Source organism: Panacagrimonas perspica (genome assembly GCF_004364935.1).
GTDB lineage: Bacteria > Pseudomonadota > Gammaproteobacteria > Nevskiales > Nevskiaceae > Panacagrimonas > Panacagrimonas perspica.
In genome coordinates, this window is record NZ_SOBT01000008.1 from 436824 (window position 1) to 462631 (window position 25808).

Here is a 25808-nt window from a genome sequence, read left to right on the forward strand (position 1 = left end):
AACGAATGACGCTCAGGATGACAGCGGTGGTGGCGATGGCCTCGGCCGTGTTGCTCGCCGGCTGCGAGGCCGGCACGCGCTCCGGCCAGGAAGCACCCGTCGGCACCGCTTCCACGGCGCAGATCAAGGCGCCCAGCCTGACCGGCGGCGACAGTTCGGCGAATCTGCAGAAGCGCGTCGACCAAGCGCTCCAAGGCAAGACCATCGCCTGGGTTCCGATCGCGCTCGGCATTCCGCTCGCCGACATCTGGACGCAGGTGATGCGCTCCGAGGCCGAGGCGCGCGGCATGAAACTGGAAGTGCGCGATCCGAACTGGAACACCACGGCGGCGCTGCAGGCGGTGTCCTCGCTGATCGCCGAGAAGCCGGACATCCTGGTGGTGCACAACCCCAACGTGCAGCTCTACGCGCAGGAACTGGCGCGTGCCGAGGCGGCGGGCATCCCGGTGATCCAGGTCAACATGGTCTCCAACCAGAAGACCACGGCCTACGTCGGTGCGGACTGGCCCAAGGTGGGTCGCCTGCTCGGCGAGGAGATCGTGCGCAGTTGCGGCAAGGGCAGCGGCAGCTCGGGCAAGGTCGCGATCGTGCAGGGTGAGGCGACTTCCGCGGTATCGCTGGAACAGATGCAGGCCGCCGCCGAAGTGCTGGGCAAGGACCCGAGCATCAAGATCGTGTCGAACCAGGCGGCCAACTGGGACGCGAGCAAGGCGCACGACATCACGGCCACCGTGCTGCAGCAGCATCCCGACCTCTGTGCAACCGTCGGCTTCTGGGGCGTGATGCAGACCGGCGCGGCGCAGGCGGTGAAGTCCGCCGGCCTGCAGGGCAAGGTCAAGGTCTACGCGTCCGGCAGCGACGGCAAGCTCGATTGCGACAACATCGATAGCGGGCTGATCACCAAATTCCTGAACTACAACTCCTCGTCGCAGGCACGCTCGGTGATCGCCATCGCGAGCTTCATGCTGCAGACGGGCTTGCCCCCCAGCGCCGTGCGCATGGCCGACTACTCGCCGCTGCAGTGGATGGAGAAGGGCAACTACGACCCGGCCCTGTGCTACGACACGTCCAAGCCGAGGTCGCCCGCCAAATGAGCGTCGCCAGTTCCAGCGTCAACGGCGGCCTGCTGCGTCGCCTGCGGTACCGCTATTCGGCGCGGCTGCTGCTGTCGGAGCTGCTCGGCAAGCGCTGGATGGAACCGGCGATCCCGTTCGCGCTGATGATCGGGCTGATCGTCTGGTTCTCGATGGTGACGACCAACTACGCGACGCTGGGCAATGCGCAGCAGCTCGGGCGCGAGTTCGCCGAGGCCGGCTTCGTGGCCATCGCGATGGCGCTGACGGTGATCTCGGGCGGCATCGACCTGTCGGTGGGCGCGGTGTTCGCGCTGGCGAATCTCGCGGCGCTGGTGTTCTTCCAGCTCTACCAGTGGCCGGTCGGGCTGGTGATCGTCGCGACGCTCGCGATCGGCGCCGGCATCGGCGCCATCAACGGTTTCCTGATCGGCTACATGCGCACGCGGCCGTTCCTGACGACGCTGGTGACCTTGATCGTGCTGCGCGCCACGGTCGATCTGCTCGGCCAGCATTTCTCCATTCCGCTGGCGATGGCCTCGCGCACGTCGTGGACCTGGGACGTGCTCGGCGTCGGCTGGATCGCGAAGCTGCCGTCGAACCTCGCGATCCTGGGCATCGTCGCGATCGTCGGTCACTTCCTGCTGAGCCGTTCGCGCCCGGGCTGGCATCTGACGGCGATCGGTTCGAGCCGCAAGGCGGCGCGACACGCCGGCATCCGCGTCGAGCGCGTGCTGTTCCTGACCTACGTGATGTCTGGAACCTTGGCGGCCGCGGGCGGACTGTTCTACGCCGCGCGCCTGCAGAGCTCGGGTTCCGACACCGGCATCGGCTGGGAGATCAGTGCGCTGACGGCCGTGGTGCTCGGCGGTGTGAGCTTGGCCGGCGGCCGCGGCACGGTGGCGCGCGCGCTGATCGGCGCGGTGATCGTGTTCGTGCTGGTTAACGGCCTCGTGCGCATGGGATTCCCCGGCGCGTTGTCTTCGACCGCACTCGGCGCGGTGCTGCTGATCGCGGTCGGCATCGACGTGAAGTGGGCGAAGAACCGCGGCAAGGCGATCCAGAAGATCTACGTCAACCCGACGATGGTGGAGTTGCCGCCGTCGCCGTCGATCACGGCGGACGGCGGCACCGCGTTCGCCGAGAACACGCGACTGCAAGCCTCAGAGGAAATCGGCCTGAACCAGGTGCAAGGGCCGGAGGACATCATCCTCGACCGCCAGGACCGCTTGTACTGCGGCACGCGCGAAGGCTGGGTGCTGCGCTTCTCGGGGCCGAACTTCGAGCATCGCGAAGTGTTCGCGCGCATCGGCGGCCGTCCGCTCGGAATGGCGTTCGATCGCGACGACAACCTGATCGTCTGCGTCGGCGGCATGGGCCTGTACGGCGTGACGCCGGCAGGCAAGATCTACAAGTGCACCGACCAGACGCAGCGTTCTCTGCTCAAGCTCAACGACGACTCGCGCCTGCGGCTCGCCGATGACTGCGACATCGCGCCGGACGGCACGGTCTGGTTCAGCGAGGCCACGATCCGCTACGAGATGCACTCGTGGTTTCTCGACGGCATCGAGGGACGCGCCAACGGACGCCTGATCGCCTGGAATCCGAAGACCAACAAGACGCGCACCGTGATCAAGAACGCGGTGTTCCCCAACGGCGTCTGCGTGGCGCACGACGGCCGCTCGGTGCTGTTCTGCTCGAGCTGGTTGTGCACGATCTATCGTCACTGGATCGAAGGACCGAAGGCCGGTCAGACGGAAGTCTTCGCCGAGAACCTGCCGGGCTATCCCGACAATCTCAATCGTTCGTCCGACGGCGGCTATTGGCTCGCGATGGTGGGCATCCGCTCGCCGACGTTCGACCTGATGATGCGTCACCCCGACGTGCGCCAGCGCATGATCAAGCAGCTCCCGCCGGACGAGTGGGTGTACCCGGGCATCAACAACGGGTGCATCGTGAAGTTCGACGAGTCCGGTCGCGCGCTCGAATCGATGTGGGATCCGGGCGGCACCAAGCACGCCACCGTCACGTCGATGCGCGAGCACAAGGGCTGGCTGTACATCGGTGGTCTGGAGAACAACCGCATCGGCCGCGTACGCCTGCCGGACGCGGACCCCGCCTGGAACGGCTGCGACGCCTACTGGGGAGCAAAGAGCTGATGCTCGACACTCTGTTTTCGCGTCTCAAGGAAGCGCTGTGGCCAGGTAGCGAGGTGGTGGCGCTGCCGATGATGGACGGTGCGCTCAAGCCCAATCGCCGGCTCGACGATGCCGCGCCGATCGGCGAGGCGCTGCCCGGTTGCGACGATCTGCTCGCCCTCGACGACGGCTCGGTGCTGGTGTCGGCCGGACGCCAGGTGCTGCGCCTGTCGGGTCCTGCGCTCGGTGAACGTGCGCTGTGGTGCGATTGTCCTGGAACGGTGGGCGCGCTCGCCGCGGCCCGCGACGGAACGGTCTACGCCGCCATCGCCGGTGCCGGCGTCGTGCGCATCGAGCAAGGCCGTGTCGGCGCGCGGCTCGAGCAGGCCGACGGCCAGCCGCTGCGCTGCGTCACGGCGCTCGCGGTGCTGCCCGACGGCAGGGTCGCGATCGCAGAAGGCAGCTCGATCAATCTTCCCGACGACTGGACGCGCGATCTTCTCGAGCGTCGTGCGCACGGACGCGTCGTCGTGGCTTCCGCCGATCTGTCCTCGGCCTCGACGCTCGTGTCCGGCCTGGCCTGGCCCGACGGCCTGCTGCTGCGCGGCACGTCGCTGTGGGTCAGCGAAGCCTGGCGGCACCGCGTGCAGTCGCTGCCGCTGGCCGGCGGCGCGGCGACGAGCGTGCTGCACAACCTGCCGGGGTATCCGGCACGACTGTCCGCGGACCCGGACGGCGGCGCGTGGCTGAGCCTGCTCGCCGTGCGAACGCAGCTGCTCGAGTTCGTGTTGCGCGAGCGCGCCTATCGCGAACAGATGCTCGCCACCATCGACCCGCAGCACTGGATCGCACCCAGCCTGCGTGCGACGGGTCACTACCTCGAACCACTGCAGGGCGGCGCGATCAAGAAGCTCGGCATCGTCAAGCCGTGGGCGCCGCCGCGCAGTTACGGCCTCGTGCTGCGCCTGTCGGGCAAGGGCGAGATCGTCGACAGCCTGCACAGCCGCGCCGCCGGCACGCACCACGGCATCACCGCGGCGCTGCGTCGCGACGGGCGGCTGCTCGCGGTATCCAAGGGCAGCGGACGGCTGCTCGACTGCGCCGTGGAGGATCTGCGATGAACGCGACGAACCCTCCCGAGAGTGGCACGGTGATCCTGCGCGTCGAGAACGGCAGCAAGATGTACGCGGGCGTGCATGCGCTGCAGGACGTCGGCTTCGACGTGCGCGCTGGCGAGATCCACGCGCTGGTCGGCGAGAACGGCGCCGGCAAGTCGACGCTGTGCAAGTCCATCGCAGGCGCCATCCGGCTCAGCAGCGGACGGATGTCGGTCGACGGACAGTCGGTGAATTTCCAGCGGCCCGGCGACGCGCTCAGGGCCGGCGTCTGCATGGTCTACCAGGAGACCAGCCTGGTGCCGTCGATGACGGTGGCGCAGAACCTCGAGCTCGGCCGCGAGCGGCTGATCACGCGTCTGCGTCCGCTGAACATCAAGGCGCAGCAGCAGTTGCAGTCGCTGAACTTCCACGTCGATCCGACGGTGCTGGTGGCGACGCTCGGCACCGCGCAACGGCAGATGGTGGAGATCGCGCGCGCCGCGTATCACGACGCCCGCATCATCATCTTCGACGAGCCCACCGCCAGCCTCACGCCCGAAGAGAAGGTGCACTTCTTCTACCTGCTGCGCGACCTGCGCGCCAAAGGCCTGGGCATCGTCTTCATCAGCCACGCGCTGGAGGAAGCACTCGAGCTGGCCGATCGCATCACGGTGCTGCGCGACGGTCGTCACGTCGTCACGCAGGACGCCAGCACGCTGACGCGCGAGGACCTGGTCCGCCACATGGTCGGCCGCGACGTGCAGGCCACGCACTACGGGCGGCGCGCGGGGTCCGATGCCAAGGGCAAGCGCGAGAAGGTGCTCACGGTCGAGAACCTGACGATGGGCAACATCGTCAAGAACATGTCGTTCACGCTGTACGCCGGCGAAGTGGTCGGCATCGCCGGCCTGATCGGCTCGGGGCGCACCGAGAGCGCGAAGATCGTGTCCGGCGCGCTCAAGCGAAACCTGATCGGCGGCGGTTCGGTGTACCTGCGCGGCAGGCCGGTGCGCTACGACGTTCCCAAGCAGGCCATCGACGACGGCATCGTCTACATCACCGAGGATCGCAAGCTCAACGGCTTCTTCGAGACGATGACGGTCGAGGAGAACATCCACCTCGGCAGCCTGGCGACGAAGAAGGGTTTCCGCTGGTTCGTCTCGGGGCGCCAGCGTCGTGAACTCGCCGGCGCGCTTGCCGCGCGCCTGAAGGTGCGCGCCGTTTCGGCCGGCGCGAAGATCATCGAACTCTCCGGCGGCAACCAGCAGAAAGTCGTCGTCGCCAAATCGCTGATCCAGGAGCCCGCGGTGGTGTTCTTCGACGAGCCCACGCGCGGCGTCGACGTCGGCGCGATCCCCGAGATCCACCAGGCCATCCGGCAGCTCGCCGACGAGGGCAAGGCGGTGGTCGTGATCTCGTCGTACCTGCCCGAGGTGCTCGCCGTCTCCGATCGCATCCTGGTGGCGCGACAGGGCCGCATCGTCGAGGAGTTCTCGGCGGCCGACGCCAGCGAGGATCGCATCATGTTCGCGGCCATCCACTGAGCTCCGGCATGACGACCGCCAAGCGCAAGAAGGGAAGCACGCCAGGCCGGCGCAAAGCGGCGGGCGGCGATGCGCCGCGCCTGCCACTGCATCCGGCGTTCGATCGCGACGACCAGTTCCAGAAGCGCCGACAGGTGCTGGTGCAGATCGCGATCCACCTGTTCAACCGGCACGGCTTCCACGCGACGTCGATGGAGGCGATCGCAACCGAAGTGGGCCTGACCAAGGGCACGCTCTACCACTACTACGACAGCAAGACGGACCTCGCCAGCGACTGCGTGCTCGAGTCGGTCGCGGACGGTCTGCGCATGGCGCAGAAGGCGCACGAGGGCGGCGGCAACGGCCTGCAGAAGCTGGAGCGCTACCTGCACCTGCAGTTCGAGACGCTGGCCGGTCGCGGCGGCTCGTCGTGGATGCTCGCCGACATCTCGGTGCTGTCCGAGCCGCAGCAGGCGGAGGCGCGCAAGCGTTCGCGCGTGGTCGACGCGCTGGTGCAGAAGATGCTGGAAGAAGGCGTCGCCGACGGCAGCATCGTCAGCGTCGATCCCAAGGTCGCCGAGTTCTTCCTGATGGGCGCGCTGAACTGGCTGCCGCGCTGGTATTCGCCGGAAGGTTCGATGAGCAGCTCGGATCTCGCGTCGCTGTTCATCCGGATGATGTTCGACGGCTTGCGCGCCAAAACGTAGCCCGGGTGAAACCGGGGGTTGCGCTTGGTCATCGAGGAAATCCCCGGGTTTCACCCGGGCTACGTTGACGTTTCCGCCCGAACCACGCGGACCATCCGGGCTCCGCGCTTGTCCAGGCTTCCGTCCGCGGAGCGCACGGCATCCGGAATCCGCGCGACGCCCTGCTCGAAACCGGCGTCGGCCAACGCGCGCGACGCTGCCTGTGCGGACTCGAAGTGCAGATACACACTGCCCCGCACGAACGTCGACAGCAGACGCATGAACGCGGCCACGCCGATTCCACGGTTGTCGGCTTTCAAGTGCAGATCGGACAGATACAGCCCCGTCGGAAACCGGCGCAGCGTCGTGGCGAAGCGTCGCCACATGCCGAGAACGGCATCCGTCGGAAAATAGTTGATCAGCCCCTCGGTGATGATCGCGACGCCCTTCGTGGGATCGAGACTATCGGCGAGCTGCGCAAGCGATCGAGGCCCTGATTCGGCGAGCGCATCGAGTTCGACGACGCGGTGATTCGCGCTGGCCAGATGGGCGCGCACCAGCAGCCGGCGCTTGTGCGCGGCCATGTCCGGCAGATCCGCCTCGATATACGTGATGCGATCACCGTAACGGCGTGCGAAATCCCATCCGCGTGGTGACAGGCCGGCGGCGATCTCGATGACCTGCGACACCGCGCCGGATTCGATCGCGGCTTCGAGTTGCGCGTCGATCGACCGATGGCGTGCGAGCAGGACGCCCTCGAGCGTCGGCGTGCCGAGACGACGCGACACGGCGTTGAGCGGTCGCAGGCCGTGATACATCACGCGTCCCTGCGCCGTGGCCAGCGACGGATGCGACAGCCCGTTGTGGAACCAGGTGTAGCCCGTGTAGTGCGCGGTGGGACTGATGCGGTCAGTCGCCACGGCGAGGCTCCTTCACCGGCTTGCAGTGATGGCTGATCGCCCACAGCACGCGGCCGAGCGACGGGATGCTCGCGGGCGCCATCGATTTTCCGGTGTTGAGCAGCGCAACCGAAATATCGCGCTCCGGGTCGGCCCAGCACACGATGTTGATGAAGCCCAGGTGCCCGTAGGCATGTGCGCAGGTGCCGCCATACAAGCCGAACGGCCGCTCGCCGAGAATGAAGCCGGGCGAGAAGCGGATCGGCACCAGCAGGGTGCGGTCGATCTGGATCTTGCTCACCGGCGCGATCGCCGCGGCGATGGTCTGCGGCTTGAGCACGCGCCGGCCTTCGAACGTGCCGCCGTTGAGCAGCATCTCGTAGAGGCGGCTCGACTCGTCGGCCGTCGAATAGATGTTGGCGGCGGGCACGACCGAGGACAGGAACTCCGGCCTGTTCGACACCGGCGCCAGTTCCTCGAAGGCCACCCCGAGTGCGCGCTTGGCGACGAGGTTGAGCGGGAACACCAGCTTCGGACCGGTCGAGTAGTTCAGCGTCAGATCGCGGTCGCGGTGCTCTTCCGGAAGCCCGTACGTGAAGTGGCGGCATCCCAGCGGCTCGGCGAGTTCTTCGCGCATGACCTGGGGCAGGGGCCGCCCGCTGGCCCGTCGCACCAGCTCGCCGACGATGTAGCCGGCCGTCACCGCGTGATACGACTGCTGCTGGCCGACGCTGGCGCTGGGCTTGGCGCCGCAGAGCAGGCGGATGACCTCGTCCCAGTTCGTCAGAAGCTTCGCGTCGACTTCCTTGATCGGCAGCGCGGGGATGCCGGCGCGATGGGCCAGCAGTTCGCGCACCGTGGTCCGGCCCTTGCCATGCGCGGCGTACTCGGGGATGTAGTCGGCGACCTTGTCGTCGAGCTGGAACTTTCCGAGCTCGACCATCTTGTGCGCGAGAACCGCGGTGACCGACTTGGACGCCGAGAACAGGCAGATCGGCATGTCGGTGCGCAGCAGCGCCTTCTCGGTCTCCTCGGTATCTCCTGGCCCGTTGCCGCGGGCGTGGCCGATCGCGCGATCCAGCACGACCTTGCCGCGCCGGCGGATCACGAGCTGGATGCCGGGGTGCAGGCCGGTGCGATACATCGCCTCGACGCTGTGCCAGATCTTGTCGACTGCGCCGGGCTTCAGGTCCGCGTCCTGCGGGCGGCTCTCGCCCCTTGGTCCGTATTGCGTCACCGACGCGAGGTCGCGGGGGACTGCGATGAGGTTGCGGGTTCGCAGCATGGGCGCGGATTCAGGAGTTGGCATCGGGGCCGCGATTGCAGGCCCTGGGCGCAGCGGGGTCAATGTCGGTTGCGCCACGCGCGGGCCGCCATGCGGTGTGCGCGAGAGGGGAGCAGGGCGTGACCGCATCCTCCATGCCCGGTTCGCTGGATTACAGTACGGGCCTGCGATCCCGCATCGCGCGAGTCGAGGAGAACGACATGAATGCAGTGCTCAAGCCCAGCACCCTCTCGGTGCGGGATCAGGTTTCGAAGGAAGAGTGGGATCTGCGTGTGGACCTCGCCGCGGCCTACCGGCTCGTCGCGCTGTTCGGCTGGGACGATCTGGTGTTCACGCATATCTCCGCGCGCCTGCCGGGGCCGGATCATCACTTCCTGATCAATCCCTACGGCTGGATGTTCGAGGAGATCACCGCGTCGTCGCTGGTGAAGATCGACCTGGCGGGCAAGAAGGTCATGGAGTCGCCGTACGACATCAATCCCGCCGGCTTCACGATCCACTCCGCGATCCACGCCGCGCGCGACGAAGTGGTGTGTGCGATGCACACGCATTCGATCAATGGCGTGGCGGTGTCGGCGCAGAAGGGCGGCCTGCTGCCGCTGTCGCAGACGGCGGTGATCGCGGGCGCGTCGCTGGCGTATCACGACTACGAAGGCATCGCGCTGTACGAGGACGAGAAGCCGCGCCTGGTCGGCGACCTCGGCAAGAAGTGGACGATGATGCTGCGCAACCACGGCCTGCTGACCTTGGGCAAGAACTGCGCGGATGCGTTCATGCGCATGTACTACCTGGAAGCCGCCTGCATGATCCAGGTGCGTGCCCAGGCCGGCGGCGGCGAACTCAACCGCGTCCCGCAGAACGTGCTCGACAACATCGACGAGCAGATGGACATGGCCACGCGCGGGCAGTTCGGGTCGCTGGCGTGGCCGGGTCTGTTGCGCAAGCTCGATCGGCGCAATCCCGGGTACAAGGACTGAGAGAGATCTGCTCGGCTACGCGGTCGGTGAAGTTTGCCGGTGCTCGGAGGTTGTTCGGATCGGCGCGCGGTAGAGAGCAGGGCGTGGAAAGCGATTGCGCCGAAGGCCTGAAAAGATCTGCGCAAACCGTAGCCCGGACGAAGTCCGGGGCTTTTCCTCGAATTGCGAAAGAAGCCCCGGGCTACGGGGATGACAGGTGCTCGGCGATCGTGCGGATCAGAGCGCGATAGAACGCAGGGCGCGGAAAACGATTGCGCCCGAAGTTGAACGTCAGGTAACTCACGCCCCAATGATGCGTGCGCACCGCACCCAGATGCAGGCGTCGCTGCGGCGGAATCTGCGCCGCTTCGGGAATCAGGTTGTCCGGTAGCGCGACCTGGCCATCGTTGTAGACCGTGATCGCATCGGTGATCAGGGCCTGCCGGTACAGGGCGTAGTCGTCGAGATTGAACTGCCACCAGCGGCGACGATAGTCGGCCAGCGGCATCACGGCCGCGATCGAGAAGTAGTGCAACTCCGGCGGAAGCTGCGGCGCGTACTCGCGCAGCCGTGTCTGTCGCACCTCGTGGCCCAGTGCCTGCACGCCGCCCTCCATGTCGGCCAGCAACTGCGGCGTGCCCAGGCCCACGAGCTTGGCGATCAGCGGATGCCGCGCGCAGAACGCGATCAGCCGGCGCATCGAGAAGAATCGTGGCGTCTCGTGCATGACGTCGTCGGCGAGATATGAGCCGCCGATGTCTCCGCACATGCCGACGAAAGCCACTGTGCGGGACAACAATTCCCGGCCCGGCAGGGCGCCGCTGTTCATCGCGGCCAGCAGTTCGAGCGACAGCGGCGCACCGTAGGAATAGCCGACGAAGACCAGGCGATAACCATCGGCGATCCACCGCCGCAGGTGCGTGCTGTCGGTCAGCATCGAGAACATCGTCGGCACGATGTGCCGCGAATCGGCGTTCGAGCGCGGATAGCGCAGGTACAGCACCTTCATGCCGTCGCCGCGGCCGAATTCCTGTTCGCGCAGCGGTCCGCCCGCGGTCTGCGGCGCATGCAGCATCACCACGTGATGGGGCGAGTCGCGACGCTGGATCTGTTCGTGCCAAGAGTAGTTGCGCAGCGTCTCGTGCGTGAAGCCCGGCACGACGACGAGCGCGAGCTTGTGCCGTTGGTGGAAGTCGGCATCCATCGGCGAAAGCGGCGGCGACGATGGCAGCGCATCGACGTCCGCAGCGCTGTATTCGAGCTTGGCCAGGTCGAGGTCACGCTCGGGGTCGAAGATGCGCAGGAACTCGAGCGGGGTCGGGCGCCAGGTGTGACGTGCGATGAACGCACCGTCGCGGCCCTCGGCTTTCAGCTCCGCGACGAAATGGACATGAAACCGGCTGGCCGCGTCCATGCAGTCTCCCTGAGGTCGTTTTACCCGTTCGGACGATTCTCCGGCCGGCCATCGGCAGCCACAATGTCCGCATGGAAAACCTGGAGTGGCTGTCCCGTTACCTGCTGGTCCTCGGCATCCCGTACTTCCTGGTGCTGATGGCACTGGAGTTGTGGGCGCTGCACGGACGCGGCCGGACGACGGCGGCCAAGGGTTACGAATGGCGCGACAGCGCCACCAGCGTATCGATGGGTGCCCTCAAGCTGGTGGTGATGATCGGCTGCGCGCTCTACACGGTGCCGCTGTTCGCATGGGTCTACGAACACCGCGTTTTCACCCTGTCACCGCTGGTCTGGTGGACCTGGGTGCTGCTCTTCTTCGCCGACGATTTCACGTACTACTGGTATCACCGCTTCGCCCATCGCGTGCGCCTGTTGTGGAGCGAGCACGTCAATCACCATTCGAGCGAGCACTACAACCTGAGCACGGCCTTGCGACAGTCCACGCTGGGGCCGGCGTTCCTGTTCGTCTACTGGCTGCCGCTGGCCTGGATCGGCTTCCATCCGGCGGCCATCGCCGTGCAGTTCGGGCTCAACCTGCTGTACCAGTTCTGGATCCACACCGAGACGGTTGGGAATCTGGGCGTGTTCGAGAAGGTGTTCAACACGCCCTCGCACCACCGCGTTCACCACGGCAGCAACGGCATCTACCTCGACCGCAATTACGCCGGCATCCTGATCATCTGGGACAAGCTGTTCGGCACCTTCCAGCCCGAGCGCAAGGACGTGCCGGTGCGCTACGGCCTGGTGCACGACATCAAGACGTTCCGGATCGGCACCGTGATCTTCCACGAGCTGGCGTTCATCGTTCGCCAGGCCTGGAACGCCAAGGGCCTGCGCAACAAGCTCGGCTGGATCTTAGGTCCGCCGGAATGGTCACCCGAGGGCCCGCGCTGGCCCGACGATCATCCGCAGGCCGTCGCCGCCAGGAATCAGGCGAGCTGAGCGGCGAGTGCGCCCAGGCGCGCGATGCCGGCACGCAGCGTGGCGTCCCAGGGATGCCCGTGATTGAGGCGCACGCAGTTGCGGTAGGCGCGGCGCGCCGAGAACATCGGACCCGGCGACAGGCCGATGCCTTCGGCTGAGGCCAGGCGATGCAATTCGAGCGCGTCGACGCGCTCCGGCAGTTCCACCCAGGTGAAGTAGCCACCTTGCGCGCGCGTCGCGCGCGTGCCGTCGGGGAAATGCCTCGTGATGGCGGCCAGCATCTCTTCCTGTTGCGAGGCGAGCCGGCGTCGCAGGCGCCGCAGATGGGTTTCATAGCCGCCGCGCCCGAAGTAATCCGCCAAGCCTTCCTGCGCCGGGATGTTCGTGGCCAGGCTGCTCATCGTCTTGAGGCGCTCCAGCCGCGGCGCATGGCGTCCGCCCGCGACCCAGCCGATGCGCCAGCCCGGCGCCAGGCATTTCGCGAACCCGCCGCAGTGCAGGACCAGGCCGTCCCGATCGAAGCACTTGTAAGGTCGCGGTGCACGCGCGCCGTAGTACAGCTCGCCATAGACGTCGTCCTCGATCAGCGGAATGCCGCGTTCCGCCAGCAGGCGCACGATCTGCGGCCGCCGCGTGTCGGGAACCGTGGCACCGAGCGGATTCTGGAAGCTGCTCATGAACCAGCACGCGGCGACGGGCTGCGCATCGAGCACTTCGCGCAGCGATTCCAGATCGATGCCGTCGATCGGATCGGTGCGCACCTCGGCAGCACGCAGCCCGAGCCGCTCGATGGCCTGCAGCGCGCCGTAGAAAGCTGGCGATTCGATGGCCACGACGTCGCCCGGCTTCGTCACCGCCTGCAGGCACAGGTTCAGCGCTTCCATGGCGCCGTTGGTGACCAGGATGCCGTCGGCGCCCACCTCGACCCCCGATGCCAGGTAACGGCGCGCGATCTCGTTGCGCAAGGCCAGGCTCCCGGGCGGCAGATCGGTGACCGTCGTCCACGGATCCAGGCCACGCGTGCTGCGCGACAGCGAGGCGGCGAGCGCATCGAGCGGAAACAGCAGCGGGCTCGGGAAGGCCGAACCGAAGGGCAGCAGGCGGCGTTCGCGCGTCGCCCCGAGGATGTGGAACACCAGGTCCGACACGTCGACGGGCACCGCCAGCGGGTCGGTCGGCCGCGCCGCGACCGAGGGCGCCGGCGGGCCGGACGCGACGAAATAGCCCGAGCGCGGCCGGCTCTCGATCAGCCCGCGTGCCTCCAGCAGCGCGTAGGATTGCAGCACGGTGGCTTGGCTGACCGCTCGCCGGCTGCGCAGCGTGCGTACCGAGGGCAGGCGACTGCCGGGCGGGAGCGTCCCCGCGGCGATCATCTGCTGGATGTCCTCGGCGAGTTGTTCGTACAGGCTCATGGCAAGGCGGGTGGGGGCGGCCAACTGCTACGCCCCGATTTTGAGCCATCTGTGTCTACGGGGTCGGGCGGCCCAGACCTAAAATTCCCGTATCGAACCACCGGAGTCGAGCCATGCAGACCCTCACGCCCGCATCCCCGCAGCGCCCGCAGCCCGAAGAGCGCGTCGGCATCATCGCGACGATCGCCAGCGTCCTGTCGGCTTTCGGTGGCGTGCAGAGCTCGAAAGCACGCGAACGCGACTTCTCGCGCGGCTCGCCGGTGCTGTTCTTCGCGGTCGCGGTGGCCCTGACGGCGGGGTTTGCGCTCACGCTGATCACGGTGGCCCGGATCGTCGTCGGCCGAGTGGCAGGCGCGGGATGAACGCGAAGCGCTTCAGGCAGTTCTGCGTCGCGGTGTCGGCGCTGGCGGCGGCCTTCACCGTCGCCGCCGACGACCGCGACAGCTTTGCGCAGCGCATGCGTCCTTGCGTCGCCTGCCACGGCGAACAGGGCCGCGCCACGCCGGACGGGTTCTTTCCGCGCATCGCCGGCAAGCCGGCCGGCTATCTGTTCGAGCAATTGCTGAATTTTCGCGATGGCCGCCGGCAACACGCCGAGATGAGTTATCTGCTCGATCGCCAGAGCGAGACCTACCTGTTGCAGATGGCCCAGCACTTCGCCGCGATCGAGCTGCCGTATCCGGCGCCGGTGAGCGTCTCGCGCGAGCCGGCGATCCTGGCGCTCGGCGAGAAGCTGGTCCGGCAGGGCGACGCGACGCGCAAGATCCCGGCCTGCAGCGCCTGCCACGGCGAGCGCCTGACCGGTATCGAACCCGCCGTGCCCGGGCTGCTCGGCCTGCCGCACGACTACCTGGTCGCGCAGATCGGGTCCTGGAGAGAACATTCCCGCAAGGGACGCGCGCCCGACTGCATGGCCGAGATCGCACGGGACCTGCAGCCGGCCGACGTCGAAGCCGTCGCGGCCTGGCTGGCAGCGCAGCCGGTTCCTGTTCCTTCGTCACCGCGTCACGAGCCCCTGCTGGATCCGCCGACGCGTTGCGGCAGCCTGGAGCCACGGTCATGAGCCGCGCGCTGCGCTGGGTGCTCGGGCTGGTGCTCGTCCTGGTCGCCGTCGTGGCGAGCGTCGGGTGGCTGGGACTGCGTGGCGATTCGACGCCGCCCGGGATCGAGGTTCCGCGTGTGGCTGCCGATCGGCAGGACACGATCGAGCGGGGCGCCTATCTGGCGACTGCCGCGAATTGCCGTGGCTGCCACACGGCGCGCGGCGGAGCGGCGTACGCAGGAGGCCGGGCCATCCCGACGCCGTTCGGCACGTTCCATGCCCCCAACATCACGCCTGACGGCGACACCGGCATCGGCCGCTGGACCGACGACGATTTCTGGCGCGCGCTGCACGAGGGCAAGCGGCCCGACGGCGCGCCGCTGTATCCGTCATTTCCGTACACGCACTACACGAAGCTGGACCGCGCGGATTCCGACGCCATCCTGGCCTACCTGCGCAGCCTGGCGCCGGTCGCGCTGGCGAACCGTCCGCACGAACTCAACTTCCCGTACGACCAGCGCTGGCTGCTGGTCGCGTGGCGCGCGCTGTTCTTCCGGCCGGGCGTGTTCGAAGCCGATGCGACGCAGGATGCGCGCTGGAATCGTGGCGCCTACTTCGTGCAGGGGTTGGGCCACTGCGGTGCCTGTCACGAGGCGCGCAATGCGCTGGGTGCGACGGTGTCGCGCGACAACCCGGCGGGTGGCGTGGTGCTGAGCTGGTATGCGCCGACACTCGAGTCGAGTGCCGAAGCCGGCGTGTCGCACTGGAGCGAGGACGAGATCGTCGCGTTGCTGCACGACGGTGTATCGGCGAAGGCCTCCGCGATGGGGCCGATGGCCGAGGTCGTCCACGACAGCCTGCAACACCTGGACGAGGAAGACGTGCGCGCCATGGCCAGCTACCTGCGAGGCATGCCGGATCGCGAAGTGTCGTCGCCGCGTGCCCTGCGCCTGCCGTCGGAGCGTGAGCGCCTGGCCAGCCTGGAGCGAGGCGCCAGCGGTTACGCCAAGCATTGCGCCGACTGCCATGGCGAGCAGGGCGAGGGCCATGCGCCGTCGGCGCCGGCACTGGCGGGCAACCGCGCGCTGACGATGTCGTCGTCGGTGAATCCGATCCGCACGATTCTCTACGGCGGTTATGCGCCGGGCACCACCGGCAATCCGCAGCCGTTCGGCATGCCGCCGTATTACGCGCAACTCAGCAACGGCGAGATCGCGGACATCCTCAGCTACTTGCGCACGTCCTGGGGCAACCAGGCGGCGCCGGTCGCCGATTACGAGGTGCAGCGGCAGCGCACCGGGCCGCTATGGTGAGTCGGGTTCAGCGCTCGACCCTGCCGCCGGCGACCTGCGGCAGCGCGTCGGTGATTTCGAACCAGTCCGCTTTCGACGCGGTGTGGAAGTGGCCCGCCGGTCGCGCCTCGACCGGTGCGTCGACGAGGCCGGCGCGGATGCGCATCGTGTCCGGCGTGTCGGGACGCCGGCTGTAGATCGGCGATCCGCAGTGCGTGCAGAACGCGCGCAGCTTGCCGGGTGAGGATTCGTACTCGCGGATGAGGTCGCGTCCGGATTCGAACCGCAGCGCGTCCGTTCGCACCGGCAGCACCGCGGCGAACGCGCTGCCCTGCGCCTTGCGGCACTGTCCGCAGTGGCAGATCTGGATCGCCGGCAGCGGCCCGGAGATCTCGAAGCGCACGGTTGCGCAGAGGCAGCTGCCGCGATGCAGGGTCACGACCTTGTCCTGGGCGTCGGGAAGAAGCGGATGTCTTCCCGTCCGCTCATGACTTCAGCTGATCCGGAAAGTACTGCCGCGTCTTCTCGACCTTGGGCATCGACACGCCCGCGATGTATGGCTGGTAGGGATTCCGCGCGGCGTAGTCCTGGTGATAGGCCTCGGCGCGGAAGAACGTTTCCAGCGGTTCGAGCGTCGTCGCGATCGGCTTCTGGAACACCTTCGCCGCGTCGAGCGCATGGATATAGGACTCGGCGACGCGCTTCTGGTCCTCGTCGGCGTAGAAGATCGCCGAACGGTACTGCCGCCCGTGGTCATTGCCCTGGCGATCGACCTGCGTGGGATCGTGCGCGGCACTGAAGTAGACCTTCAGCAGGCGGCCCAGGCTGATCCGCGCCGGGTCGTAGTCGATCTTGATGACTTCGGCGTGCCGGGTGCGACCCGAGCAGACCGCCTCGTAGTTGGCGGTGGATTCCTGGTCGCCCGCGTAGCCGGAGGTGACATCGAGAACGCCATCGAGCTGGCGGTACACCGCTTCGACGCACCAGAAGCAGCCGCCGGCGAGCACGATGCTCTGCGGACCACCCGTGGTGGGCAGATCTTCCGGCGGATCCGGAAACTTGTGGTGAGGCGCGCTGCGCGAGGCAGCGGGCAGATCGCATTCGAGGGCCATGATCGTTCTCCATTGGAGGGAAGGGCGGTCACCGGCGTGACCTTTCCGGACTCGATTCTGCCGCGAAGCCGGAGTTCAAGAGCGCTGCGGGACGATTCGACCGAAACGGCGGACGCGGTGCTCCCCTGCGTCGTAGTCCGTGACCCTTGGGGCGGTTCCTCGCAACGAGGGGAATCCCGGGCTGCGCCCGGGCTACGAACCTCAGTCGCCCCGTGACTTGGACGGGAACAGCGTCACCGTGCGATCCGGCAGCATCGTCTGGACCTGCAGCGAGGGCCGCAGCCGGCGCATGTCGTCGAAGAAATCGTCGAGATGCACCGCGAACGGGATCGGGACCAGAGGACTGTCGAGCGGCGTCGTGAAGTCGTCCCAGTGCGTGGGGATCACGCGCGTTGCACCCACCGCGTCCACGGTTTCGCGCAGATAGGGTTCGATCTCGTCGATCAGCGCCACGCCCAGGAACACGACGTCCGCGTGATGCCCGTCGAGCGCGCCCGGAATGAATCCGGCGCTGCCGTGATGGAGCAGGCTGCCCTGCGGGTGCGCGATCAGGATCGAGTAGGTGCCGCCGAGCTTGTAGTCCAGGTAGTGCGCCGGCGGGCTCAGCGGCCCGGCGATCTCGCCGGTCGGCTTGCCGCCGGTCTTTCCGGCGTGCGCGCTCTCGATGAAGCTCACGTCGAAATCGCCGAATTTCATCGGCGTCGCCGGATCTGCCTTGATCAGGCGCTCCTCGGTCAGTCCGGCGCCACGCCCGATGTTGAGCGTGCTCGGAGAGCCGACGAGCTGGGCGCCCGTCAGGCGCGCCACGACGCCGGCGTCCATCGCGTGGTCGAAGTGCGAGTGCGAGACCAGCACGGCATCGAGCCGCGTGACGCCGAGCTTGGTCAGCCACTGCTGGATCAGGGCTTCGTCCGGTGCGATCTGCCGGTCGAGCACCATCGACAGCAGGCCGGGAGGTCGCGTGAAGAACGGGTCGATCATCACCGAGTGCCGGCCATCGGTGAGCAGCAGGGCGGTGACGCCGAGCCAGGTGGCGCGCACGGCCAGCGGATGTGCCGGCTGCTGCTGCGGGAACAGGTGATCGTGGTACTCGCGCAGGCCGGGACGCTCGTACCAGGCGGCGACGAGCAGCACCGACGCGGCGAGGGCGAAGACGAGCAGGATCCGCGCGAAGGAACGCATCGACGATCAGTTCGAGGTCGGTGCCTTGGCACCGAGATACCGGGTGGTTGCCGCAAAAAACATCATGGCAGTATCGATCACGGTTCTTGCGGGCTGATGATAGCCGTCCGCGATCCATCGCATGGCGATGTGCACGCAGGATCCGATCAGACCGGTGGCGACCAGGTCCATGTCCGGCGCGTCTTTCTGCCGCTGCCCCGGCGGTAGCGTCGCCAGCGCCATCTGCTTGATCAGGTCGGCGAACGCGAACGTCGCGCGCATCGCGCGCTGCTCCATCTCGATGCTGACCGTGAGCACCTCGACCATGATGATCCGGCCGAAGCGCGGATCCTTCTGCAGGCCCTTGAAGAACGCGCCAAGTCCCGCGCGCGCCATCTCGTCGAGTGACGGTGCCTTGGGCAGCACCGCGGTCGTGAAGTCCTTGCGCAGTTGCTCGACCAGGTCTTCATAGACCGCGGCGAACAGCGCTTCGCGGTCCGCGAAGGACTCGTAGAAGTAGCGCTCGGTGAGCTGCGCCTCGGTGCAGAGCTCGCGCACCGTGACCGCGTGATAGCCGCGCGTGCCGAAACATTCGAGGCCGGCGGCGATGAACTGACGGCGGCGTTCGAGAACGCGCTCGCCCACATCGACGCCCCGATACCGGCGCGCCTTGGGCGCTGCTTTCTCGGATCGCTTGGCCGGCCGGACAGGTCGCGTGCTCACGGCGGCATATTGACACGATGCATTGTCAGAAATAAAGTGACAACGCTGCATGTCACTTCTGATCTGCAGCGTCGGTTCCAGGCGCATCTCGCGCCAACACGAGGAGCAACACCGGATGGCATTCGATTTCGCGGAGCGGTCGGGCGGAGCGTCGGGTACGGACTTCCACACCCTCATCGTCGGCACCGGCTTCGCCGGGCTGGGCATGGCGATCAAGCTCAAGGAAGAAGGGCAGGACGACTTCGTGATCCTCGAGCGGGCCGCCGACGTCGGCGGCACCTGGCGCGACAACAACTATCCCGGCTGCGCCTGCGACGTGCAGTCGCACCTCTATTCGTTTTCGTTCGAGCAGAACCCGGACTGGTCGCGCATGTTCGCCAAGCAGGGCGAGATCTGGGCCTACCTGCGTGCCTGCTCCGAGAAGCACGGGCTGGCTCCGCACCTTCGCTTCGGTGCCGACGTGACGTCCGCGCGCTGGAACGACGAGTTGCAGAAGTGGAGCGTCTCGACGCGCGACGGCCGCACGTTCACCGGCCGCGTGCTGATCTCCGGCATGGGTGGCCTGTCGAATCCGGTGATCCCGGATCTGAAGGGCAAGTCGAAGTTCAAGGGCGCGCAGTTCCATTCCGCGCAGTGGCGCCACGACGTGGACCTCAGCGGCAAGCGCGTCGCCGTGATCGGCACCGGCGCCTCGGCGATCCAGTTCGTTCCGCAGATCCAGAAGCTCGCCGGCCGCGTGGACCTCTACCAGCGCACGCCGCCGTGGATCGTGCCCAAGCCGGATCGCGCGATCTCGGCCATCGAGCGTCGGCTGTTCAAGCGCTTCCCGCTGCTGCAGAACCTGTATCGAAAGGGCATCTACTGGATGCTCGAGTCGCGCATCCTCGGCTTCACCGTCGATCCGCGGCTGATGAAGCTGTTCGAGGTGGTGGCCCGCTCGCACATCAAGCGCCAGGTGAAGGACCCAGTGTTGCGCGCCAAGCTCACGCCCGACTACACGATCGGCTGCAAGCGCATCCTGATCTCGGACGATTACTACCCGGCGCTGACGCAGGCGAACGTCGAGGTCATCGCCGACGGTGTGCGCGAGATCCGCGCGAACAGCGTGGTGGCCGACGACGGCACCGAGCGTGAAGTCGACGTGATCATCTGGGGCACCGGCTTCCAGACGGCGGACCCGGTGCCGCGCGGCGTGTTCTTCGGCCGCAACGGCATCGACATCCTCGATGCCTGGAAGAACGGCGCCGAGGCCTACAAGGGCACGTCGGTGGCCGGCTTCCCGAATCTGTTCTTCATCGTCGGACCGAACACCGGCCTGGGCCACAGTTCGATGGTCTTCATGATCGAATCGCAGGTGGGCTACATCAGCGATGCGCTCAAGACGATGCGTCAGCGCTCGGTCGCAACCGTCGAAGTCAGGCCCGAAGCGCTGCGTGAGTACAACGATCGCCTGCAGTCGCGCATCGGCAAGGCGGTCTGGAACACCGGCGGCTGCCAGAGCTGGTACCTGGATCGCAACGGTCGCAATGTCACGCTGTGGCCTGGGGCCACGTGGCAGTTCCGCCGCCAGACGCGCCGATTCGACATCGAGCGCTACGTCAGCGAGCCGGTGAAAGTCCACGGCGCCGCCTGAGGCGTTCGCGCCTCGTCGTCCTCATTCAAAACAAGCAACACACAGGGAGCCCAGATGAAGAACTTCAAGGACAAGGTCGCCGCCATCACCGGTGCGGGATCCGGCATCGGCCGCGCGCTCGCGATCGATCTGGCGGGACGCGGCTGCAATCTCGCGGTCAGCGACGTGAACCTCGAAGGCCTCGCCGAAACGGTGAGACTCGCGCAGGAAGCGGGGCGCGTGACGATCACCTCGCAGAAGCTGGATGTGGCCAATCGCCAGGACGTGCACGCCTGGGCCGACAAGGTCGTGGCCGACCATGGCAGCGTGAACCTGATCTTCAACAACGCCGGCGTGGCGCACGGCTCGACGATCGAGGCGGCGTCCTACGAGGATTTCGAGTGGATCATGGGCATCAACTTCTGGGGCGTCGTGCACGGCACGAAGGCCTTCCTGCCGCACCTGCGCGCTTCGGGTGACGGTCACGTGATCAACATCTCCAGCGTGTTCGGCATCATCGGCGTGCCGACGCAGGGTACCTACAACGCCACCAAATTCGCGGTGCGCGGCTTCACCGAGGCGCTGCGCCAGGAGCTGGACATCGAGGGCGCGCGGATCAGCGCCACCAGCGTTCATCCCGGTGGCATCAAGACCAACATCGCCAACGCGGCGCGCTTCGACAAGAGCACCGAGGCGATCACCGGCCAGAGCCAGGAAAAGAGCAAGAAGAATTTCGAGAAGCTGTTCCGCACGACACCGGAGCAGGCGGCGCACACCATCCTGAAGGGTGTCGAGAAGAACGCGCGACGCGTGCTGATCGGTTCGGATGCGTACGCCATCGATGCGATGCAGCGCCTGCTGCCGAGTGCGTACCAGGCGATCCTGGGCGGGCTGGCCAAGCGTCAGCAGCGCAAGGGCTGAAGAGGCTGCCGAGGCGCAACGACGCTTAGGCGTGCGTCGCAGTTGCAGCGCTTCGTTAAGATCCGCGCTTCGAAGAACGTGAGGGCACGGTGCCAGTCACCGCGCGAGCAGCATGGAATCAGCCGTGTTCCGGAACGCGATCAGTCCCCGCATCCGGTTGCTGGTTCTGGCGATGGGCTTCGCGCAATGCACAGCGGCCGAGACGCCGCGCTGGCTGTGCATGGATGAGAACGGGCAGGCGGTGCAGCGGTCCACGCCCTGTCCGAATCTGTCGAAGCAGCCCGCTGTCGCAACGTCGGCGGCGGCGCCTGCTCGCTGGCTCTGCCAGGACGGAAGCGGCGGGACGGTCGAGCAGTCCCAGCCTTGTCCTGGCGCAGCGCCCACGGTCTCTCCTGGCGAGGCGGTCGCGGCCCCCGGAGTCCTCCATTGCATGGGAGCCGACGGGCAGGTGTTCGAGGCTCGCGGTGCTTGCCCGCAGCCGCCGAAATCCCGGCCTGACGAGTCGGCGTCCAGCCCGTCACCCACGCCCGAGCAGCGCGGCGATTCCTCGGGAGTGGCGTCGAATGCTTCAGTAAATGCGCGATCGGGTTCCGGTTCGTCGACTGGATCCGGCTCGCGCGCCATCACGGACGAGAGTTCACACCAGACCGCTTCATCCGCGGCGGCACCGGTTTCAGCGACGGGCAGCGTTTCCGCGCTGGATGGCGACGCAATGGCTTCGTCGCGTTCCAGTACAAGCGATCGCAATGCTCGGACGACGGAGCCCGCGGTCGTTGCGTCGAGCGAACGCGTCAATCCCTTCGGTCACGCGGTGGGATCTGCTTCGCTCGAATCCGATAGCGAAGGCGCCGCGATCGTCTCGTCGATGGACCCGGCGAAGGGCGGCATCGCCAATTGGCTGCTGATCCTCGGTGCGCTGCTGGCCCTGGTCGGGGCGTGGACGCTGCGACGGGTCGTTCGCGACCGGCACTGACGTCCCGCGTCCGCGTCCGCCTCGGCCTGTCTGCCGATGACGGACGCGGTCGTAGAGATCAGCGCAGCATCACCAGCATTTCGACCTGGCCGGTACGCTCGTCGAATCGCTTGAGTGCCTTGCCGATCACGGTGCCCGGAGCCGGATGTTCCGGTGCGCGCATCGCGTGGCCTGCCTTCGACGAGGCCACGAGCAGATCACCAATGCGGATGGGGCCGTTCTCGCCGGTCACCTTCACCGGTACTCGGCCGACGAGCGCGAGCGCGGGTCCGACCGCGTCCTCGTGCGCGCCATTTCGCGCGTTGAGCGTCACACCGGGCTGGGTCGAAATCACCCCCGCGACGCGCGTGGTGTTCGCGCTGGAGGACAGTCGGAAACGATCCTCGTGCATCGGATCGATCTCGACCACGTCACCGATCTGAGGCTCCTCGCCGACGGTGGGGATGAGTTCGGCGATGTCAGCGCCGTTTGCTTGCACGCCTCCGTTGAAGAAACCCTTGCCCGCCGCGTCGATGCGCGCGACGTTCGCTGCCCCGGCGCGAAATACGGCGAGGTTATTGGTCCCGACGGTCTCTACCCGTATAACGGGCGTGGTGTTGGCGGGATTGTAATTTTGAAAACGCCCGGCCTGCCCGATGCCGAAGTTCGGCACCCAGCCGTAAACCGCCGTGCCCGTTCCGTCGACAGTGGCCTCGATCCCATCGCCGTCTTTTCCGGCGTTGGTCGTGATGCCATTGCCATTGCCATCGGCGATCGCGACCAGAGCAGCGCCGTTCCCATTCGGGTTGCCCGCATGAAAGAGTCCTGCGAAACCACCGGTCCCCGAGGACACGCCGAAGATGCCGGCTGCCCCCAAATTTCCAAAAATCGTGTTGACTTCGCCACGCACGGCCGCACCCACGCTCTGCGTGTTGTCGACGACAAACGACCCTGCGTTGCCCTGCGTGTTGTCAGGAATGTTGCCGAGGCCCTTGCTCACCACCTCGAACGCGTTGGATTCGTTTGCAGCGTTGTTGTTTTCGAATCGTCCCGCCCGGCCGGTGCTGTTGCCTGACCCGACCTGCCCGAGGACGCCGACGCCGGTGCCACTCGTATCGCTTGCAATGAACCCGCGAACGCCGGAGCCGCCGCCGTCGTTACGACCCACCACGGCGCCTGCGATGTCGGACGTCGTACGTCCGACCATGGCCTCGCCGCCACCGGTGTTGTCGGCGACCACGCCGGCGCTGCTTTGCTGGGAAGTGATTCCTTGCACGCCGAAGCCGGTATTGCCGATGCCGACGATTGCGTTGCCACTCCCGGTGTTGCTCAGGCTGAACAGCGCAGCCGCTGCAGACTGCGTGGCCGTGAACGGCAGCGTTAGCGATCCGGCTGGCCCTGTCGGTCCCTGCGGACCCGTAGGGCCGGCTACTCCCTGCTCACCCGCCGGGCCGCGCGCACCCGCGGCGCCCGTGGAACCGTCCGATCCGTTCGAACCGGCCGGGCCGATCGGCCCTTGAGCGCCCTGAGCACCGGCGGCGCCAACGGGTCCGGGCAGTCCGGCAGCACCTTGAGGCCCTTGAGCGCCCTGCGCTCCTGCGGGTCCGACCGGCCCTTGCGGGCCCTCGGCGCCCTGCGGACCCGGCTCGCCCTGTTCTCCCATGGCCCCGTCCGAGCCGGAGTCGCCGTCGTCGACGCAGGCGGCGAGTAGCAGGGAATTGGCCAGAATCAGGGCAGCCGAAAGTGGACGCGCTGCGGACGTGATGAAACGCATGAAGGTCTCCCGGAAGAAGCAAGATGAACACGCTGCCGTCCGCCCTTTAAGTCGATCACTCCCCGGCGGCAACCGCGTTGTTGCGGCATCCGGCGCGCGTGTGCGCGTCCCGGGCCGCTGGCGCAAGCCTACCGACTCGCTGCACCGATCCTCGCTCCAGGAAGCGTCCCGGGCCGTGGTGTAAGAAAAAGTTAGAAAGTGAGTTGTTCACGGCGACATCGGTGACGCATCGGAAGCAATACGTCGGGTTGCGGAAGGCTTTGCATTTGCGTGGACGCCGGAGCAGGCTCGCGCAACGCGAGATGGCCACAGGCCACGAGGGGGAGAACGGCGTGAAAGCACTGAGTCCGCTGGATCAGATGTTCCTGATGCTGGAACGTCGTAATCAACCCATGCATGTCGGAAGTCTGATGCTGTTCCAGCCGCCGCCCGGGGCGAGTGCCGAGGACATCCGTGAACTCGTCGACCAGATGGCGCAGGGCGATCACGCCGAGCCGCCGTTCGATCAGCGCCTGACGCGCAAGCTGGCGCTGCCGTTCTGGACCAAGGACGACGACTTCGACCTGTCGCATCACTTCCGCCACATCGCATTGCCGCAGCCCGGCCGTATCCGCGAACTGCTGGCGATGGTGTCGAACCTGCACTCGAGCCTGCTCGACCGCGAATTCCCGTTGTGGGAGACCACGTTCATCGAAGGCGTGTCCGACGGCCGCTTCGCGATGTACAGCAAGATGCACCACGCGATGATCGACGGCGTCGCTGCCGTCCGACTGGTCGAGCGCGTTCTGTCCACGGATCCGGACGCGCGCGACATGGAGCCGCCCTGGGCGGTCAAGCGTCCCGCTCGCAAGAAGGAAGGACTGGTCGCGGGGCCGACCTCTGCGCTGAGCGCGGTGATGGGAGGCCTGAAGGCACAGGCCAAGTCCTGGCCGGCGGTGACCAAGGCCCTGGTCAGCACCTACCAGCAGGCGCGCAAGGACAGCGAGTTCGGCGATCTGTTTCGCGCACCGACGACGATCTTCAACCGGCGCATCGGCAACGCGCGCCGCTTCGCCGCGCAGTCCTGGTCGCTGTCGCGGGTCAAGGCAGCGGGCAAGAAGCTGGGCGGCACGCTCAACGACGTGGTGCTGGCGATGTGCGCTTCGGCGCTGCGTCGATACCTGATCGAGCAGAACGCGCTGCCCGACCAGCCGCTGATCACGATGATGCCGATGAGCCTGCGTCGCGACGACAGCGACTCCGGCAACCAGGTCGGCATGGTGCTGGCCAACCTCGGAACGCATGTCGCCGATCCGTCGGAGCGTATGAGCCTGATCAAGCGCAGCGTCGCGGCGTCCAAGGAGCGTCTGTCGAAGATGTCGCCGGCCGAGATCATGAATTACACCGGGCTGATCTCGGGCCCGGCCGGGCTGAATCTGGCCACCGGCATCGCGCCGAAGAAGCAGCTCTACAACGTCGTCATCTCGAACGTGCCCGGGCCAAAGCAGACGCTGTACTGGAACGGCGCGCGACTCGAAGGCATCTACCCGGTCTCGATCCCGGTGGACGGCATGGCGCTGAACATCACGCTGGTGAGCTACGGCGACCAGCTCAACTTCGGCCTGATCGCCTGTCGCCGCTCGGTTCCCCACGTGCAGCGCATGCTCGAGTACCTCGAGCAGGGGCTGGTCGAGCTGGAGCGGCTGTAAGCCTCGCCTCATAGCCCGGACGAAGTCCGGGATTGCGCTCCGTAGGCGAGGAGACCCCCGGACTTCGTCCGGGCTACGGGCTT

General features: G+C 67.1%; 24 protein-coding genes. 14 read left to right on the forward strand and 10 right to left on the reverse strand.

Annotation, left to right across the window (positions count from 1 at the left end; all coding sequences use genetic code 11):
* The first annotated feature begins 5 nt into the window (after positions 1-5).
* Genes DFR24_RS01985 through DFR24_RS02005 form a run of 5 tightly spaced genes read left to right on the forward strand, consistent with a single transcriptional unit; the run spans position 6 to position 6538 of the window.
* On the forward strand, positions 6-1094 hold the full coding sequence (locus tag DFR24_RS01985; protein WP_162850984.1) for a sugar ABC transporter substrate-binding protein: 1089 nt from the start codon (positions 6-8) through the stop codon (positions 1092-1094).
* A complete protein-coding gene (locus DFR24_RS01990; protein WP_133879675.1) occupies positions 1091-3232 on the forward strand; it encodes an ABC transporter permease in 2142 nt (713 codons plus the stop codon). The genes DFR24_RS01985 and DFR24_RS01990 overlap by 4 nt, the downstream gene beginning before the upstream one ends.
* On the forward strand, positions 3232-4332 hold the full coding sequence (locus DFR24_RS01995) for an SMP-30/gluconolactonase/LRE family protein (protein ID WP_133879676.1): 1101 nt from the start codon (positions 3232-3234) through the stop codon (positions 4330-4332). The genes DFR24_RS01990 and DFR24_RS01995 overlap by 1 nt, the downstream gene beginning before the upstream one ends.
* Positions 4329-5852: a sugar ABC transporter ATP-binding protein gene (locus tag DFR24_RS02000; protein WP_133879677.1), complete on the forward strand. Its 1524-nt coding sequence runs from the start codon at positions 4329-4331 to the stop codon at positions 5850-5852. The genes DFR24_RS01995 and DFR24_RS02000 overlap by 4 nt, the downstream gene beginning before the upstream one ends.
* An 8-nt stretch (positions 5853-5860) precedes the next feature.
* On the forward strand, positions 5861-6538 hold the full coding sequence (locus tag DFR24_RS02005) for a TetR/AcrR family transcriptional regulator (RefSeq protein WP_133879678.1): 678 nt from the start codon (positions 5861-5863) through the stop codon (positions 6536-6538).
* Positions 6539-6597: 59 nt separating this feature from the next.
* On the opposite strand, the gene DFR24_RS02010 is transcribed toward DFR24_RS02005, so the two are convergent.
* Entirely contained in the window at positions 6598-7437 is an 840-nt protein-coding gene (locus DFR24_RS02010; RefSeq protein WP_133879679.1) for a class I SAM-dependent methyltransferase, read from the reverse strand.
* Positions 7427-8701 (reverse strand): serine hydrolase domain-containing protein, encoded by a 1275-nt coding sequence (locus tag DFR24_RS02015; protein WP_162850985.1) that lies wholly within the window; start codon positions 8699-8701, stop codon positions 7427-7429. The genes DFR24_RS02010 and DFR24_RS02015 overlap by 11 nt, the downstream gene beginning before the upstream one ends.
* Positions 8702-8901: 200 nt before the next feature.
* Between DFR24_RS02015 and DFR24_RS02020 the strand changes: the two genes are divergently transcribed.
* Positions 8902-9678, forward strand: coding sequence for a class II aldolase/adducin family protein (locus DFR24_RS02020; protein ID WP_133881423.1), 777 nt, complete (start codon positions 8902-8904; stop codon positions 9676-9678).
* Positions 9679-9859: 181 nt separating this feature from the next.
* Here DFR24_RS02020 and DFR24_RS02025 read toward each other — a convergent pair whose 3' ends face one another.
* The gene (locus DFR24_RS02025) at positions 9860-11071 is read right to left on the reverse strand and encodes a hypothetical protein (RefSeq protein ID WP_133879681.1); all 1212 of its coding nucleotides are present in this window, start codon (positions 11069-11071) and stop codon (positions 9860-9862) included.
* 71 nt (positions 11072-11142) lie between these two features.
* Here DFR24_RS02025 and DFR24_RS02030 point away from each other — a divergent pair, with 71 nt between their 5' ends.
* Positions 11143-12054, forward strand: coding sequence for a sterol desaturase family protein (locus tag DFR24_RS02030; RefSeq protein ID WP_133879682.1), 912 nt, complete (start codon positions 11143-11145; stop codon positions 12052-12054).
* Here the strand turns inward: DFR24_RS02030 and DFR24_RS02035 are convergent.
* On the reverse strand, positions 12042-13472 hold the full coding sequence (locus DFR24_RS02035) for an aminotransferase-like domain-containing protein (RefSeq protein ID WP_211346572.1): 1431 nt from the start codon (positions 13470-13472) through the stop codon (positions 12042-12044). The two genes, DFR24_RS02030 and DFR24_RS02035, sit on opposite strands and share 13 nt — an antisense overlap.
* An 89-nt stretch (positions 13473-13561) precedes the next feature.
* Between DFR24_RS02035 and DFR24_RS02040 the strand changes: the two genes are divergently transcribed.
* From DFR24_RS02040 to DFR24_RS02050, 3 genes are read left to right on the forward strand one after another with little or no spacing between them, the layout of a single operon-like run.
* Positions 13562-13810 (forward strand): DUF2970 domain-containing protein, encoded by a 249-nt coding sequence (locus DFR24_RS02040; protein ID WP_133879684.1) that lies wholly within the window; start codon positions 13562-13564, stop codon positions 13808-13810.
* Positions 13807-14511: a c-type cytochrome gene (locus DFR24_RS02045; RefSeq protein ID WP_133879685.1), complete on the forward strand. Its 705-nt coding sequence runs from the start codon at positions 13807-13809 to the stop codon at positions 14509-14511. The genes DFR24_RS02040 and DFR24_RS02045 overlap by 4 nt, the downstream gene beginning before the upstream one ends.
* Positions 14508-15803: a c-type cytochrome gene (locus DFR24_RS02050; protein WP_133879686.1), complete on the forward strand. Its 1296-nt coding sequence runs from the start codon at positions 14508-14510 to the stop codon at positions 15801-15803. The genes DFR24_RS02045 and DFR24_RS02050 overlap by 4 nt, the downstream gene beginning before the upstream one ends.
* 7 nt (positions 15804-15810) lie before the next feature.
* Here the strand turns inward: DFR24_RS02050 and DFR24_RS02055 are convergent, their stop codons facing one another.
* The 4 genes from DFR24_RS02055 to DFR24_RS02070 all read right to left on the reverse strand — a co-directional run bounded on the left by DFR24_RS02055 (position 15811) and on the right by DFR24_RS02070 (position 18778).
* On the reverse strand, positions 15811-16221 hold the full coding sequence (locus tag DFR24_RS02055; RefSeq protein WP_246051483.1) for a GFA family protein: 411 nt from the start codon (positions 16219-16221) through the stop codon (positions 15811-15813).
* 46 nt (positions 16222-16267) lie between these two features.
* Entirely contained in the window at positions 16268-16894 is a 627-nt protein-coding gene (gene msrA / locus DFR24_RS02060; RefSeq protein ID WP_133879687.1) for a peptide-methionine (S)-S-oxide reductase MsrA, read from the reverse strand.
* Between the two features lie 201 nt (positions 16895-17095).
* The gene (locus DFR24_RS02065) at positions 17096-18076 is read right to left on the reverse strand and encodes an MBL fold metallo-hydrolase (RefSeq protein WP_133879688.1); all 981 of its coding nucleotides are present in this window, start codon (positions 18074-18076) and stop codon (positions 17096-17098) included.
* A gap of 6 nt (positions 18077-18082) precedes the next feature.
* Positions 18083-18778 (reverse strand): TetR/AcrR family transcriptional regulator, encoded by a 696-nt coding sequence (locus DFR24_RS02070; RefSeq protein WP_162850986.1) that lies wholly within the window; start codon positions 18776-18778, stop codon positions 18083-18085.
* Positions 18779-18893: 115 nt separating this feature from the next.
* Here DFR24_RS02070 and DFR24_RS02075 point away from each other — a divergent pair, with 115 nt between their 5' ends.
* Together DFR24_RS02075 and DFR24_RS02080 are read left to right on the forward strand one after the other, a co-directional pair.
* Entirely contained in the window at positions 18894-20411 is a 1518-nt protein-coding gene (locus DFR24_RS02075) for a flavin-containing monooxygenase (protein ID WP_133879690.1), read from the forward strand.
* Positions 20412-20465: 54 nt separating this feature from the next.
* On the forward strand, positions 20466-21311 hold the full coding sequence (locus tag DFR24_RS02080; protein ID WP_133879691.1) for an SDR family NAD(P)-dependent oxidoreductase: 846 nt from the start codon (positions 20466-20468) through the stop codon (positions 21309-21311).
* A 96-nt stretch (positions 21312-21407) separates the two neighbouring features.
* On the opposite strand, the gene DFR24_RS02085 is transcribed toward DFR24_RS02080, so the two are convergent.
* A complete protein-coding gene (locus DFR24_RS02085) occupies positions 21408-22106 on the reverse strand; it encodes a hypothetical protein (RefSeq protein ID WP_133879692.1) in 699 nt (232 codons plus the stop codon).
* Between the two features lie 16 nt (positions 22107-22122).
* On the opposite strand from DFR24_RS02085, the gene DFR24_RS24290 reads away from it, so the two are divergent.
* A complete protein-coding gene (locus tag DFR24_RS24290) occupies positions 22123-22284 on the forward strand; it encodes a hypothetical protein (protein WP_162850987.1) in 162 nt (53 codons plus the stop codon).
* Between the two features lie 58 nt (positions 22285-22342).
* On the opposite strand, the gene DFR24_RS24645 is transcribed toward DFR24_RS24290, so the two are convergent.
* Positions 22343-24037 carry a collagen-like domain-containing protein gene (locus tag DFR24_RS24645; protein WP_210772564.1) on the reverse strand — a complete coding sequence of 565 codons (1695 nt, stop codon included), beginning with the start codon at positions 24035-24037 and terminating at the stop codon, positions 22343-22345.
* Positions 24038-24369: 332 nt separating this feature from the next.
* Here DFR24_RS24645 and DFR24_RS02095 point away from each other — a divergent pair, with 332 nt between their 5' ends.
* A complete protein-coding gene (locus tag DFR24_RS02095; protein WP_133879693.1) occupies positions 24370-25725 on the forward strand; it encodes a WS/DGAT/MGAT family O-acyltransferase in 1356 nt (451 codons plus the stop codon).
* The last annotated feature ends 83 nt before the right edge of the window (positions 25726-25808 follow it).